Genomic DNA, 12,350 nt, shown 5'->3' on the forward strand with positions numbered 1-12,350 from the left:
CTGTCCGGGCCGCCGCTATAAGGCGGCCCGACGTTTATCAGCAAAACCCAAGGGGAATTTAATGGCCAAAGAGCGCACGCTCTCCATCATCAAGCCGGACGCGACGCGTCGCAACCTGACCGGCGCCATCAACGCCAAGATCGAAGGCGCCGGCCTCCGCATCATCGCCCAGAAGCGAGTGAAGTGGAAAAAGAAGGACGCCGAGACCTTCTATAAGGTCCACAAGGAGCGTCCTTTCTATAAGGACCTGGTCAAGTTCATGACCTCGGGCCCGATCGTCATCCAGGTGCTGGAAGGCGAGAAGGCGGTCGCCAAGTACCGCGATGTCATGGGCGCCACCAACCCGGCCAATGCCAATAAGGGCACCATCCGCAAGGAATTCGCCGAATCGATCGAAGCCAACTCCGTGCATGGCTCGGACAGCGCCGACAACGCCAAGAAGGAGATCAAGCTCTGCTTCAAGGCCGCGGAGATCGTGGGCTAAGCCGATGTGGGTCGTCGTCTACATAGTGTCGATCGTCCTGGTGAACTGGCTCTTCGTGGCCGTGTCGCCCTGGCCGACGGTATTCGGCGACCTTTATCTTGCCAATCTGGTGGTCGGCTTCGTCTTCGTGCTCCGTGACTACGGGCAGAGGCAGGTCGGCCACAAGATCCTGCTGGCGACACTCGTCGCCGGCATCATCACCTATTTCATGGTCGATCCGGCGATTGCCATCGCCAGCATCACAGCTTTCATCCTGTCCGAGATGACGGACTGGGCCATCTATTCCTTCACCCGGAAGCCCTTGCAGCAGCGCATCCTGATCTCGAGCCTGGTCGCGGTGCCGCTGGATACGCTGGCCTTCCAATATTTGGCGAATTACCTCACCCCGGCCGCCTTCTCGATGGAAGTGCTGAGCAAGGCGGTGGGTGTGTTCATCGTCTGGTATCTGCTCAGGCTGCGGACCGGCGACGCGCCGGCGCCGGCTCATTGACGTGACTCCGGCTGCCGTCGCGATCTACGCCGCGGGCAGCCTCAGAAACGCGCTGCCGCTCGTCTCGGGCGCTTTCACCAAGAATACCGGCATCGCTGTCACCGTCCGACACGGTCCCGCCGGCCTTTTGCGCGAGCATATCGAAAGTGGCGGCCGGCCTGATCTCTTCCTGTCGGCGAACATGGAGCATCCTGTCCGGCTGCATCAGCTGGGGCTTGCGGCGCCGCCCATTCTCTTCGCCCGCAACCGCATGGTGGCTCTGGTCCGCCGCACCGCCGGCATCACGCAGGACAATTTCATCGGCCGTAGTCTCGAGCCGGCGATCCGGATCGGAACATCGACGCCAGTGAATGATCCCTCCGGTGACTATGCCTGGGAGATATTCCGGAGCATCGACGCTGCGCGGGCAGGGGCTTTAGCCATCCTCGATGCCAAGGCGCAAAAGCTTGTCGGTGGCTCGGTGCCCACAGCCGCCTTGCCGCCGTCATACGATATCGTCGCCAGCGCTCTGGCCGAGGGATCCGTCGATATGTTCCTGGGCTATGCCACCGGCCTCGTGCCCCTGGCGCACAAGCTCAGCGATGTCGAGATCGTCGAGCTGCCGAAAGAGATCAATGTCGTTCCCGAATATGGCCTGGCCGTGCTCAAGGACGCATTGCCCTCGGCCTTGTCCTTCGCCCTTTTTCTGATGTCGGGTGCCGGCCAAGGGCTGATCCGGCAAGCTGGCTTCCTGCCGGTAGCGCTTTCCGCCGACGCCTGACCCCTCGCGGCCATTGCTGGCTGCCGGCCACCGATATATACCATCGGATATAACGAAATGCGAAATGGGGGTCCGATGTCTTTCCACCGGCGTGCTTTTCTGGCGCTTGCGCTTCTCTGCCTGAGTGCTCTTCCCAATGCGGCGCGGGCCGAGAGCCGCACGATCGTCGACCAGCTCAACCGCACCGTGATCTTGCCGACCGAGGTCAACCGCATCGTCGTGCTGCAGCATCAGACGCTCGATATCCTGGTCGAGCTCGGCGCCGCCGATAAGGTCGTCGGCGTGCTGAAGAGCTGGCCGAGCCTCATTCCGGGCCTCGACAAATATGCGCCGGGGCTGAAAGGCCTGCCGATGCCGGGCGATCTCTCCGCCGCCAATGTCGAAGAGGTGTTGAGCCTCAAGCCGGATATCGTCTTCGTCACCAATTATGCGCCGCCTGAGATGATCGAAGCGATCGCCAAGACCGGCGTGCCGGTCGTCGGTATCTCCCTGTCGAAAGGCGAGGGCGTCGAGGCGCCGAAACTCAATCCGACCTTCGCCGACGACGATGTCGCTTATGCGGAGGGCCTCAAGATCGGCGTCAAGCTGATCGGCGAGATCGTCGGCAAGTCCGAGCGCGCCGAGGAGCTGCTGAACTTCGCTTTCGCCAACCGCAAGCGGGTCGAGGAACGTGTCGCCAAGATCGCCGATGCCGATCGCGTCCGCCTCTATATGGCGAACCCCAAGATGAGCACCTATGGTTCAGGCAAATATACCGGCGTCATCATGAAGCGTTCGGGTGGCATCAATGTCGCGGCGGGTGTGCGGGGCTCGACCAAAGTATCGATGGAGGACGTGCTCGCCTGGAACCCGCAGGTCATCTTCGTCCAGGACCGTTATGCGCCGGTGGCCGACGAGATCCGGCAGGGGGCGGCCTGGCGAGAGATCGACGCGGTCAAGAACAACCGCATCTACATCACACCCGAATATGTGAAGCCCTGGGGTTATCCGCTGCCTGAGGCACTGGCGCTGGGCGAGCTCTGGATGGCCAAGAAGCTCTATCCCGATCAGTTCGCCGATATCGACATGCAGAAGGAAGTGGACGCCTTCTACACCCAATTTTATGCGCAGCCTTATACCGGGCCGCACTGAGCCGATGTCCGTAATGGGGAAGGAACGTCGTCTGATCGGGGGCGCCGTCCTTCTCGGCTTGCCGATCGTTCTGTTCCTTTTGTCCTTCCTGGTCGGACGTTATCCGGTGCCGCCGCTGACGGTGATCCGCATCATCGCCGCGCAATTTCTCCCGATCGAGCCGGACTGGCCGCCGCTCGTCGCCTCCGTCGTTCTCGATGTCCGCCTGCCGCGCCTTCTGGCCGGCATGGCGGTCGGCGGTGGGCTGGCGCTGGCAGGAGCCTGCTATCAGGGCGTCTTCCGCAATCCGCTGGTCTCGCCTTTCACCCTCGGCGTCTCGGCCGGTGCCGGCTTCGGCGCGGCGGTGGCGATCCTGCTCTTCGAGCAGCATTATGCGACCCAGGCTTTGGCCTTCGTCTTCGGGCTCGCCGCGGTGGCCTTGTGCTTCTTCATGAACCGTCTCTACCGCGCCGGCTCGACACTCGTCCTGGTGCTGGCCGGCATCATCGTAAGCTCGCTTTTCACGGCCCTTCTATCGCTCCTCAAATATGTCGCCGATCCGCATTCGAAGCTGCCGGTGATCGAATTCTGGCTGCTGGGCTCGCTGTCGGCGGTGTCGATGGAAGATGTCGTGGTCGTCCTGATCGTCATGATCCCGGCCTCCATCCTGCTGCTGCTTTTGCGCTGGCGCATCAATATCCTGTCCCTGGGCGATGAGCAGGCGGGCATATTGGGCCTGGAAGTCGGCCGTCTGCGTTTCCTCATCGTGCTGCTCGCGACACTCGTCGCCGCCTCGACCGTGGCGATCAGCGGCATCATCGGCTGGGTCGGGCTGGTCATTCCGCATTTTGCCCGCATCCTGGTCGGTCCCGATTTCCGCAAGCTGTTGCCGACGACACTGTCCCTGGGCGCCTGCTATCTTCTCCTCATCGACGACATCGCCCGCACCGTCACCGCGGCCGAGATACCCTTGGGGATTCTGACCGCTTTGGTGGGGGCGCCGGCTTTCATGCTGCTTCTGCGGCGCGGATCGCTCGGATGGGCGTGATCCTCGCCGCCGAGAAAGTCGGCTTTTCTTATGCCGGCCGATCACAGCCGGTCTTCAGTGGGGTGAGCCTCGATATTGCCGAAGGCGAGATCCTCTGCGTCCTGGGACCCAACGGCATCGGCAAATCAACCTTGCTCAGATGTCTTTCAGGTCTCGCTCCCGCTACGACCGGTGCCATTCATGTCGCCGGACAAGACATGACGGAGCTTTCGCGCAACGAAATCGCCCGTCATCTGGCCCTGGTGCCGCAGAACGACGAAGCGGTCTTCGCCTTTGCCGTCCATGCCGTCGCCGAAATGGGACGCGCGCCCTATCTCGGCCTGTTCGAACGGCCCGGTCCGAAAGAGGCGAGTCTTGCGCTGGAGGCGCTGGCGACCCTCGGCATCGCCCATCTCGCTGAAGTGTCGTATACCGAGATCAGTGGCGGTGAGCGTCAACTGGTGCAGATCGCCCGCGTTCTGGTCCAGGCCCCCCGGCTCATGATCCTCGATGAGCCGACGGCGCATCTCGATTTCGCCAATACCGCGCGGCTCCTCGCCTTGCTGCGCCGCCTGGCCAGGAGTGGCCTTGCCGTCATCTTCACAACTCATGCGCCGGACCAGGCCTATGCGCTGGCCGACCGCACGCTCATATTGTCACCGCATCACCCGCCGCGCCTCGGCGGCACGCGGGATTTGCTGACGGCCGATGTCTTGTCCGAAACTTACGGTGTGCCGATCCGTCTCGTGGCGTCGGACAGGCACATGCTCTGCATTGCGGACGCAGATTAGGGCTGCGGTGGTGTCGGCTCGATCGGCACGCCGCGCACGCGTTCGCGATAGGAGATGTAGATCGCGCAGGCGATGAGGATGCCGACGCCGGTAAAGGTCCAGCGATCGGGCAGGTCGCTGAAGAACCACCAGCCACAGACCACCGCCATGATCATTTCGGCATAGGCCATGGGCGCGAGGAGCGAGGCCTCGGCATAGTGATAGGCCGCGATCACCAGATAATGGCCGATGAAAGCGATGAAGGCGATGAGAAGCAGGAGACCCCATTGCTCGGGGCTGGGCGTCACCCAGAAGAAGCCGACCATCAGCGTGCTGAGCACGGCGCCGGCGACATTGGTATGGAACATGGTGACGATCGGATCGGCGCGCCCGGCGATGCGCCGGGTCAGGATCATGTAGACGGCGCTGGTGGTGCCGGAAAGCAGAGCGAACAAGACGCCCGCATTGATCGCCTGGAAGCCCGGTCGGATGATGATCAGCGTGCCGATGAAGCCGATGACTACGGCGATCCAGCGGCGCAGGCCCACTTGTTCCTTGAGGATTACCGGCGACAGCATGGTGACGATCAGCGGCTGGACGAAGTAAATGGCGAGCGTGTCGGCGATCGGCAGATAGTGCAGCGCCAGGAAGAACAGCGCGGTCGAGGCGAGGACGAGGCTGGCGCGGACCGTGTGCATCACCGGCATAGTGGTCTTGAGCGCGCTGACCGGCCGGTTCCTGAGCACGAAGGGCACATTGATCAAGGTGCCGAAGATGAAACGCCCCCACACGCTCTCGATCACCGGCATGTTCATCTGGCCCAGGAATTTCGCCGCGACATCCAGGAACGGCAGAATAAGCATGGCAGCCAGCATCAAAAGGATGCCGGTAAGGGGCGCATTATGCTGTTGCGGGGAGGTTGCCATACTATATCAGGGAAAGGACGGTTGTGCCCCTCTACAAGGAGGACCGGGCGATGACAATGCGGATCGCTGCAATCCTGCTTTGCCTTTGGGTAAGCCCTGCTTGGGCCGTCGAAGGCAGCGGCGGACCGGTGCGCACCATGTTCACCGTGTCCAATCAGACGCTCGACGTCGAGGTGACCTGGCTGCAGACCGGCGGCGTGGTGCAGCTCAAGATCGTCTCCACCGAGGCCGTGCCGGAGGAGAAACGTACAGATGTCCTGCAGGCGGCGCGCCAGCTTCTGCGCGCCAGCGCCGGCGGCAGCAACAAGGTGATGATTTCGGACACCGGCAAGCTGATCGGCAGCTATCGTTTGACCGGCTGGACCAAGCCGTTTTCGGCGAATGACCTGACGCTGGGAGCGCCGTGATCAGCGTGCAGGCAATTCCGGTCGGGTTTCTTCCGCGCCCGATAACGCAGGTTGCTGCTCATTTATCGTCGCTTCGAGAAAATCGGACACGATCCTGATTCTCCGCGCGCGATGAATGTCGCTGTGAACCACGAGCCAGATCGTTTCCTCGTGATGAAACTGCCGTGAATTCACCCGCACGAGTTCCTTGTCTTTGCCAGCCATGATGCAGGGCAGGATGCCAAGGCCGAAGCCTGAGCGGATGGCGAGAACTTGCGCCTGCATTGAATCGACATTGAGCGCGGTGCCGCTCTCGGCCGTCTGACAACGCCCGAGACCTCGGTGTCTCGCCCTTTGAAATCATCCAGCAGCTCGACCATGCGGGATTCGATGGGAATGGCCCGGTCGACCATTCCGCGCCCCGCTTCGGTCAGCTCATAGCCATTCGTATGTCGCTCGAAGAGGCGCGTGCGAAGAGCGGTTTCCAGAGTCTCGATCCGCCGCGCCACCGTCGACTGGCTGACCTTCAACTCGCGGCTTGCGCCGGTCAGGCCACCATGGCGGCTGACGGCAAGGAGGTAGCGGATATCGTTCCAGTTCATCGTTCTGTTTCTGGAAAATGATCTGCCAATAATAGGCCTTTCATTCCAAAAGTGGAAACAATATCTCCCCTACATTCGAAAAGAGTGGTGGGACCGTGCTCGTCAGATATCCCTATTTGCTTGGCATTCTGGCGGCGCTTTTCGCGGCCTTCGTCTGGTCCCTGAACTTCGTCGTTCCCTTTGTCATTGGCGATTATTCGATCTTCGATTTCGCGCTGTTTCGCTTTGTCATTGCCAGCGCCTTCGCGGCCATCTTCCTCATTTGCAGAAGGGGCGATGCAATGGGGCTCAAATCAAAGGACTACCTGATCGCCTTTTATCTCGGTTTCATCGGCTATCTCGCTTATTTCCTCACTGTCGCGGGCGCAGCCATCTATGCCGGCCCGGTGATTGCGCCTGCGTCGCTTGGGCTGGTCCCCGTCGTCCTTGCGATCGCCGGCAATCTGAGCCGGAAGTCGGTTTCCTGGCAGGCTTTGTCTCTGTCGGTCCTGGTGACGGCTGTTGGTATGGTGCTCGTAAATCTCAGCGTGTTCGATCCATCGAGCATGGCGACGGCGCGATCACCTGCGCTGGGAATCTTGCTGGCGGCTGGTGCTGTCGGCCTCTGGACCTGGTTTGGTGTGGCCAATCAGCGGGCGCTCGCCGAGCGTCCGGAAATGGATGCGGCGATCTGGACCGCTCTCATACTGGTCGGGGGCGGCTTCGAGATGCTGCTTCTCATGCCTGCCGGCCTTGCCTTGGGAGCCTTCAACATTCCAGAGCTTGGCCTGGCGTGGGAGAGTGCGGCACCTCTCTATTTCTGGGGCGCATCACTGGCGATCCTCGCCTCGATCGGAGGCGCCTGGGCATGGACTTTTGCGTCGCAAAGAATTCCCGTGGCGCTTTCCGCGCAGTTGCTGGTGTCGGAAACCATATTCGGGACGATATTCGGCTTAGGAGTCCATGGCCGCTTGCCGACATATACCGAGCTGGCCGGGATTGTCGTTCTCACCGCCGGCGTGCTCATGACGATCCGTATTTTCCAGGGGGTGAAATCACCCTTCAGCGCGCCAGCAATTCCGGCCGATACTCGAAATGCATCGTGTCATAGTGGTACCAACGGCCGCCCCAGATGAAGCCGTGGCGCTCGAAGATTTCGACGATCTCCATCGGCATCCGGTTGGTCCAGGCGATCTTTCCGTCCTTGCCCGGTTTGCGCCAGCGCCAGTAGTCGGCGAATTCAGTGTTGAGATCGATCGAGGCGCCATAGGCATGCATCGATAGGCGCTGGGTTCCGGCGATTGCCCGGCAATTATAGGTGCCGGCCGAGGGGGCGAGGTACTTCATCATCGGCTTGGGCAGTTTTGCCAGATCGCGCGCCGTCGCCTCGAGCGCCCGGTCGACGCCCTGGCGCGTGGTGATAAGCACGCTGCCGCCGAACCAGGGGACCCGGCGCATCCTGAGCGCCGCTTCGCCCTTGCGGCAGTCACCGTAAAGCGCGCGGAAGAGGGCTTCGACGCGGACGCGGCCTGGATCGACATTGACGCCCGGTGCCTTGGGCTTGGTGTGCGCCGGATAGGGGATGGCGAACATGTCGTCGACGTCGGGATCATCGAGCAGCTCGTCGAAGCTCTTGTCACGGCGGCCGTCCGACATCGGGATCGTCACTCCCGATTTCAGGGTGAGCTTGGCCTTGTCGTAATCCGCGATGACACCGGGATAGGCCCGCTTAAGGCGCTCCAGATGTTCGGCGAGATCGGCGGGAGGCGCGCCATAGGAGGGCTCGCCGGCTGCGGCGGTCGATACGGTGAGGCACAGAAAGAGGACGGCGAGGAGAGACTTCACTTGGCCTTTTCGAACTTTTGGATCAGCTCGACATTCTTGGTTTCGATAAAGGTGAGTTCGACTTCGCCGAATTGCGGGCGATACCAGTCGAATTGCTTGAAGTAGCTGGAGACTTCCTTACGCACGAATTTGCGCCCACGCCGGGCATAGATCTCGTTGCGGGCATTGCGCAACTGCGCCTTGTCGAGACCTTTGAGCTCCTGCGCCGTGAGCAGGCGGCGATCCGAATCGGCGAACAGGAAGCCGGCCTGGGGCGCCGACTGGTTCATCTCATACTGACGGATCAGTCCGACATTCTTCTTCTCGATCGCACTGATCTTCGGCTCATAGCTCGTGCCCTGGTACCAGTCGAATTTTTCGAAATGCGCGCGCAAGGCGGGGTCGTTGAAAATACGGCCGTTGCGGGCGAAAATCTCGTTGCGGGCGAGCCGCAAGGTCGCCGCATCCTTGCCTTCGAGATCGGCCGCGCTCAGCAATTCGTCACTCGACTGCGGGAAGATCACCCCGATGCTGGCGTCGGGCTCCGGCGGCGTCAGGTCGACGACCTTGCCGGGAGAGACCAGAGCGGCCGCTGCGGCGCTGGCGAAGAAGAAGCTCTTGGTGAGTGAGTTTTCGAGCCAGACCGTCTGGCGTCCTTCGGTCCGCTCGCGCACATGCAGGCTCACCGAGCGCATGAGGTCGGAAAGCTCTTCATTCGGCTTGTTCATATTGCCGAGCAGGCCTTCGGCGAAGGGGCTGTGATCGCCGCGGCCGTCGAGCGCCACCGCACCTTGCGCCGTAGAAAAGGCAATGAGCATATCCTGGCTGCGGGCTTCCGTCTCTTCCGGCTTCTCGATCACCGTGGCGCCCCGGCTTTCCAGCGGATTGTTGCGGCAGGCATCGAAGAGCAGCATCTTCACGGTGGCATGCGTGCTGGAAAGCGTCTGCAGCAGGCGGTCGGTGGCGAGCGCTTCCTTGTCGATCTCGTCGAAATTGCTCATCGAGAAGTCGGTCGGGAGCATGAAGCTGCGGCCGTTGATCATGGCGCCGTGACCGGCATAGTAGATGAGGGCGGCTTCCGCCGCGATCCCTTCCGGCACGAAGTCGTCGAGCGCCTTCTGCGCGGTGGCGAGATCGCTGTCCATGACCATGGTGACGGTGAAGCCGAGCTCGGAGAGGCTTCTGGCGACGGCGCGAGCATCGGCCACCGGATTGCGCAGTTCATAGCCCGGCCGATAGGCCGAGTTGCCGATGACCAGCGCGATACGCTGCGCCGTTTCCGCATAGGCCGGCATCGCGCTGAGAAGCGCGAAAGCCAGGCCCGCAATCTTGAGCCGCCGTCCGAGTGCCATCCCTATCCCTTCAGCCGGGAACTTGTTGTCCCGGGCCATTATCCCACAATTTGGGCATTTTTCGCACTCCAGGCAAGCTGCCCCCCCCCGGTGGAACCGGTTTGCTGCGCAAAATCTGTCGCGTCGCCCGGGGAATACATTATCCTAGCCTTGAGCCAATGGAGAAATGGCATGAGAGGACTTTTCATCGTAGCCGGGCTGATGCTGATCACTGCCGGGGTGGCCCAGGCGACATCCGGACCCGGCTGCCTGATCGTGACCCGCGTCGCGGCGAATGACGCGCTCAACATGCGCTCAGGACCTGGCGCGTCCTACCGGGTCGTCGACGTCCTGCCGCCCGGCAATCACGGCATCATCCATCTCGATGGACCCTGCGTCCCGCGCACGGTGAAGCCGTCGTCCCGCTGGTGCAAAGTGACCCACTACAATGGTGACCGCACCACCAAGGGCTGGATCAAGCGACTCTATACGCGCGACAGCGATTGTCCTTGAGCGTTGCGTCTGAGAAAGCTCTCGAAGTCCTCTGAGCGGAAGTGCTGGGAGGTCGCCGCATAGCGGCCCTCGCGGATGGAGGTGCACAGGGTTGAGAAGGCTTCCGGCCAGGGCTTTTCCACGTCAGTCGTGAGACGCCCGAAATAGACCTCGGGCGCGCATGCCTGGTAGCTATAGGGTTTGCCCAGAGCACGCGTCGCTATAGCAGCAATTTCGGCCATCGAATAAGACACGGCGCCCGTCAGCTGCCGAGTCTCATCCGTTGAGCCGAGCACTGCATGAACGGCGGCGGCGGCTACATCATCGCGAGAGATCGGAGCGATCCGCGCATCGGCCAGCGGAAGCGAGATCAGCGTCTTCTGCAACCAGTGCTGCAGGACGAAGTCAGCATAGAGACCGCATCGGAGGAGCGCCGACGAAAAGCGCGCGGTTTTCAATCGCTTTTCGGCATCACGATAGACGGGAGCAAAGTAGAAGGGCGAGCTTTCGTCGATATCGACGATGCTGGTGAAGACGGTCCGCGCAATAGCACTCCGGTTCGCGGCGTCGATCACGTGAGCATGCTGGCGGATCATATCTTCGGCGAAGCCGTCGCTTGCGACAAAGAGGAGCTTCGTCGCCTGTGCGAAAGCGCGGTCGAGTGACTCGGGATCGTCGTAATCGGCGATGACGAGTGGAATGCCCTCAGGAATCACTTTGCGCAGGCGCACTTCGTCGCGCCCCATCGCGGTCACCGGCACGCCGAGTTCAGTGAGCCTCCGGACGGCCCGGCTTCCGACATAACCGCTGGCGCCGGTGACGAGGATCATGTCTTCAGGTCGGGCCGCTTGATTTCGTAAAGGAGTAGCGCTGAGGCGGTGGCGACATTGAGCGATTCCGCCTGGCCGAGCATCGGGATGCGCACCGATACATTGGCCTTGGCGGCGAGGTCGGCCGAGAGACCGGCCCCTTCGCTGCCCATCAGAAGCAGCGTCGGGCGCTGATAGGGACGGCGGAAGTCGCTCCGGGCGTCCGCCGCGGTGGCAACGATCTCGCCCGGCCATTCATCGAGGGCTGCTGTGAACTTGGCCGTCGCCAGGCGGGTGAGGGTGACGCCGAACAGCGAACCCATCGTGGCGCGCACCGCCTCCGGCGAGAAAGGGTCGCAGCTTTCGCCGACCAGAACGACGTGCCGGATCGCCAGCGCATCAGCAGTGCGGATGATGGTGCCGAGATTGCCGGGGTCGCGAATATCCTCGAGCGCGATGGCGACATCGGCCTTCTGGTCGAAGGGCGACAGAAAATCGGACTGCCTGAACACGCCGATGAGGCCGGAAGGGTTGTTCTGGACGCTGAGCCGGGCCATGACCGCTTCCGATACGCGGATGTCGCGCGCCTGGCCCCACTCCTGAGGACCTGTGACGGATAGAACCATGTCGGGGGCGATGCCGGCCATGCGTGCCCGCTCCAACGCGCGGACGCCCTCGGCCACGAACAGTCCCGTCTCCTGGCGATGTTTCTTCTGCTCGAGCGCGCGGACCGATTTGATCGTCGGATTTTGCGCGCTGGTGATGATCTCAGGCGTCATGGTCAGGCCGAAATTTTGGAAAAAGAGGAGGCAAGGCGTATCATGCTGTCACCATCACGGACATTGCCGCCAAAGGCAAGATTGTCCTGACAGGTTTCGTCAGGCCTTTCCGCTAACGACGGAATGACCGTCACCAAGAAAGGATCTGCCATGGCCGTCACAGGCAGCTGTCACTGCGGTGCCACTCGTTTCGAGCTCGATTTCACCCCCACGCATGCTTTGCGCTGCACCTGCACATTTTGCACCAAGCGGGGCGCGCTCTGGACTTATTGCCAGCCGGATCAGTTTCGCCTGTTGACGCCGCCTGAAAATGGCAAGGTCTATGCGCGCAGGCACCCGGAAAACCGGCATTTCTTCTGCCCCGATTGCGGTTGCGGGACCTATTCCGTGACCCCCGATTACGGGGTCGAACCCTTCGATCCCAATCGCCGCAAGATTGGCGTCAGCGCTCATCTGCTCGATGATTTCGATATCGGCGCCCTGACCGTCGAGGTGATCGACGGCCGGAATCTCTGGTAGGGTTGCCATAGGGGCAGGTCTGCGTGGGGCGTATTCCGCCGCCGCCCGATTCCGCGCTATAA

The 12,350-nt window shown here is 61.9% G+C and carries 18 protein-coding genes; 10 read left to right on the plus strand and 8 right to left on the minus strand.

Annotation, left to right across the window (positions count from 1 at the left end; genetic code table 11):
• Positions 1–61 precede the first annotated feature (61 nt).
• The 6 genes from ndk (at position 62) to JHL16_RS06825 (ending at position 4,662) form a co-directional block, all read left to right on the plus strand.
• The gene (ndk, locus tag JHL16_RS06800) at positions 62–484 is read left to right on the plus strand and encodes a nucleoside-diphosphate kinase (RefSeq protein ID WP_200184123.1); all 423 of its coding nucleotides are present in this window, start codon (positions 62–64) and stop codon (positions 482–484) included.
• 4 nt (positions 485–488) lie between these two features.
• A complete protein-coding gene (locus JHL16_RS06805; RefSeq protein WP_200184124.1) occupies positions 489–974 on the plus strand; it encodes a VUT family protein in 486 nt (161 codons plus the stop codon).
• Position 975: 1 nt separating this feature from the next.
• A complete protein-coding gene (locus JHL16_RS06810; RefSeq protein ID WP_200184125.1) occupies positions 976–1,734 on the plus strand; it encodes a substrate-binding domain-containing protein in 759 nt (252 codons plus the stop codon).
• Between the two features lie 75 nt (positions 1,735–1,809).
• Positions 1,810–2,865: an ABC transporter substrate-binding protein gene (locus JHL16_RS06815; RefSeq protein ID WP_200184126.1), complete on the plus strand. Its 1,056-nt coding sequence runs from the start codon at positions 1,810–1,812 to the stop codon at positions 2,863–2,865.
• A gap of 13 nt (positions 2,866–2,878) precedes the next feature.
• On the plus strand, positions 2,879–3,892 hold the full coding sequence (locus JHL16_RS06820; protein WP_246770822.1) for a FecCD family ABC transporter permease: 1,014 nt from the start codon (positions 2,879–2,881) through the stop codon (positions 3,890–3,892).
• A complete protein-coding gene (locus JHL16_RS06825; RefSeq protein WP_200184128.1) occupies positions 3,883–4,662 on the plus strand; it encodes an ABC transporter ATP-binding protein in 780 nt (259 codons plus the stop codon). Before JHL16_RS06820 ends, JHL16_RS06825 begins: the two co-directional genes overlap by 10 nt.
• On the opposite strand, the gene JHL16_RS06830 is transcribed toward JHL16_RS06825, so the two are convergent.
• Positions 4,659–5,567: a DMT family transporter gene (locus JHL16_RS06830; RefSeq protein ID WP_281435993.1), complete on the minus strand. Its 909-nt coding sequence runs from the start codon at positions 5,565–5,567 to the stop codon at positions 4,659–4,661. The genes JHL16_RS06825 and JHL16_RS06830 overlap by 4 nt on opposite strands.
• A gap of 56 nt (positions 5,568–5,623) precedes the next feature.
• Between JHL16_RS06830 and JHL16_RS06835 the strand changes: the two genes are divergently transcribed.
• Entirely contained in the window at positions 5,624–5,974 is a 351-nt protein-coding gene (locus tag JHL16_RS06835) for a hypothetical protein (RefSeq protein ID WP_200184130.1), read from the plus strand.
• Here JHL16_RS06835 and JHL16_RS35500 read toward each other — a convergent pair whose 3' ends face one another.
• Together JHL16_RS35500 and JHL16_RS06845 are read right to left on the minus strand one after the other, a co-directional pair.
• Positions 5,975–6,238 carry a hypothetical protein gene (locus JHL16_RS35500; RefSeq protein WP_200184131.1) on the minus strand — a complete coding sequence of 88 codons (264 nt, stop codon included), beginning with the start codon at positions 6,236–6,238 and terminating at the stop codon, positions 5,975–5,977.
• Positions 6,145–6,555, minus strand: coding sequence for a LysR family transcriptional regulator (locus JHL16_RS06845; protein ID WP_200184132.1), 411 nt, complete (start codon positions 6,553–6,555; stop codon positions 6,145–6,147). Before JHL16_RS06845 ends, JHL16_RS35500 begins: the two co-directional genes overlap by 94 nt.
• A gap of 95 nt (positions 6,556–6,650) precedes the next feature.
• Here JHL16_RS06845 and JHL16_RS06850 point away from each other — a divergent pair, with 95 nt between their 5' ends.
• A complete protein-coding gene (locus JHL16_RS06850; RefSeq protein ID WP_200184133.1) occupies positions 6,651–7,670 on the plus strand; it encodes an EamA family transporter in 1,020 nt (339 codons plus the stop codon).
• Here the strand turns inward: JHL16_RS06850 and JHL16_RS06855 are convergent.
• On the minus strand, positions 7,597–8,379 hold the full coding sequence (locus JHL16_RS06855) for a M15 family metallopeptidase (protein WP_200184134.1): 783 nt from the start codon (positions 8,377–8,379) through the stop codon (positions 7,597–7,599). The genes JHL16_RS06850 and JHL16_RS06855 overlap by 74 nt on opposite strands.
• On the minus strand, positions 8,376–9,710 hold the full coding sequence (locus JHL16_RS06860) for a caspase family protein (RefSeq protein ID WP_200184135.1): 1,335 nt from the start codon (positions 9,708–9,710) through the stop codon (positions 8,376–8,378). The genes JHL16_RS06855 and JHL16_RS06860 overlap by 4 nt, the downstream gene beginning before the upstream one ends.
• Before the next feature lie 171 nt (positions 9,711–9,881).
• On the opposite strand from JHL16_RS06860, the gene JHL16_RS06865 reads away from it, so the two are divergent.
• Entirely contained in the window at positions 9,882–10,202 is a 321-nt protein-coding gene (locus tag JHL16_RS06865) for an SH3 domain-containing protein (protein WP_200184136.1), read from the plus strand.
• Here JHL16_RS06865 and JHL16_RS06870 read toward each other — a convergent pair.
• The 3 genes from JHL16_RS06870 to JHL16_RS06880 are packed head-to-tail and all read right to left on the minus strand — an operon-like array spanning position 10,175 to position 11,921.
• Positions 10,175–11,011: an NmrA family NAD(P)-binding protein gene (locus tag JHL16_RS06870; protein ID WP_200184137.1), complete on the minus strand. Its 837-nt coding sequence runs from the start codon at positions 11,009–11,011 to the stop codon at positions 10,175–10,177. The genes JHL16_RS06865 and JHL16_RS06870 overlap by 28 nt on opposite strands.
• The gene (locus JHL16_RS06875; protein ID WP_200184138.1) at positions 11,008–11,769 is read right to left on the minus strand and encodes a TrmH family RNA methyltransferase; all 762 of its coding nucleotides are present in this window, start codon (positions 11,767–11,769) and stop codon (positions 11,008–11,010) included. The genes JHL16_RS06870 and JHL16_RS06875 overlap by 4 nt, the downstream gene beginning before the upstream one ends.
• 2 nt (positions 11,770–11,771) lie before the next feature.
• Complete coding sequence (locus tag JHL16_RS06880) at positions 11,772–11,921, minus strand: hypothetical protein (protein ID WP_200184139.1); 150 nt, start codon at positions 11,919–11,921, stop codon at positions 11,772–11,774.
• On the opposite strand from JHL16_RS06880, the gene JHL16_RS06885 reads away from it, so the two are divergent.
• Positions 11,920–12,288 (plus strand): GFA family protein, encoded by a 369-nt coding sequence (locus JHL16_RS06885; protein ID WP_200184140.1) that lies wholly within the window; start codon positions 11,920–11,922, stop codon positions 12,286–12,288. The two genes, JHL16_RS06880 and JHL16_RS06885, sit on opposite strands and share 2 nt — an antisense overlap.
• The last annotated feature ends 62 nt before the right edge of the window (positions 12,289–12,350 follow it).

Source organism: Taklimakanibacter albus, from assembly GCF_016595235.1.
Taxonomy (GTDB): Bacteria; Pseudomonadota; Alphaproteobacteria; order Rhizobiales; family Aestuariivirgaceae; genus Taklimakanibacter; species Taklimakanibacter albus.

Coding starts and splice junctions, on each gene's coding strand:
- JHL16_RS06825 (WP_200184128.1), top strand. CDS start 3,883: ATGGGCGTGATCCTCGCCGCCGAGAAAGTCGGCTTTTCTTATGCCGGC.
- JHL16_RS06885 (WP_200184140.1), top strand. CDS start 11,920: ATGGCCGTCACAGGCAGCTGTCACTGCGGTGCCACTCGTTTCGAGCTC.
- JHL16_RS06845 (WP_200184132.1), bottom strand. CDS start 6,555: ATGAACTGGAACGATATCCGCTACCTCCTTGCCGTCAGCCGCCATGGT.
- JHL16_RS06865 (WP_200184136.1), top strand. CDS start 9,882: ATGAGAGGACTTTTCATCGTAGCCGGGCTGATGCTGATCACTGCCGGG.
- ndk (WP_200184123.1), top strand. CDS start 62: ATGGCCAAAGAGCGCACGCTCTCCATCATCAAGCCGGACGCGACGCGT.
- JHL16_RS06820 (WP_246770822.1), top strand. CDS start 2,879: ATGGGGAAGGAACGTCGTCTGATCGGGGGCGCCGTCCTTCTCGGCTTG.
- JHL16_RS06835 (WP_200184130.1), top strand. CDS start 5,624: ATGCGGATCGCTGCAATCCTGCTTTGCCTTTGGGTAAGCCCTGCTTGG.
- JHL16_RS35500 (WP_200184131.1), bottom strand. CDS start 6,238: ATGCAGGCGCAAGTTCTCGCCATCCGCTCAGGCTTCGGCCTTGGCATC.
- JHL16_RS06870 (WP_200184137.1), bottom strand. CDS start 11,011: ATGATCCTCGTCACCGGCGCCAGCGGTTATGTCGGAAGCCGGGCCGTC.
- JHL16_RS06805 (WP_200184124.1), top strand. CDS start 489: ATGTGGGTCGTCGTCTACATAGTGTCGATCGTCCTGGTGAACTGGCTC.
- JHL16_RS06815 (WP_200184126.1), top strand. CDS start 1,810: ATGTCTTTCCACCGGCGTGCTTTTCTGGCGCTTGCGCTTCTCTGCCTG.
- JHL16_RS06860 (WP_200184135.1), bottom strand. CDS start 9,710: ATGGCACTCGGACGGCGGCTCAAGATTGCGGGCCTGGCTTTCGCGCTT.
- JHL16_RS06880 (WP_200184139.1), bottom strand. CDS start 11,921: ATGGCAGATCCTTTCTTGGTGACGGTCATTCCGTCGTTAGCGGAAAGG.
- JHL16_RS06830 (WP_281435993.1), bottom strand. CDS start 5,567: ATGGCAACCTCCCCGCAACAGCATAATGCGCCCCTTACCGGCATCCTT.
- JHL16_RS06875 (WP_200184138.1), bottom strand. CDS start 11,769: ATGACGCCTGAGATCATCACCAGCGCGCAAAATCCGACGATCAAATCG.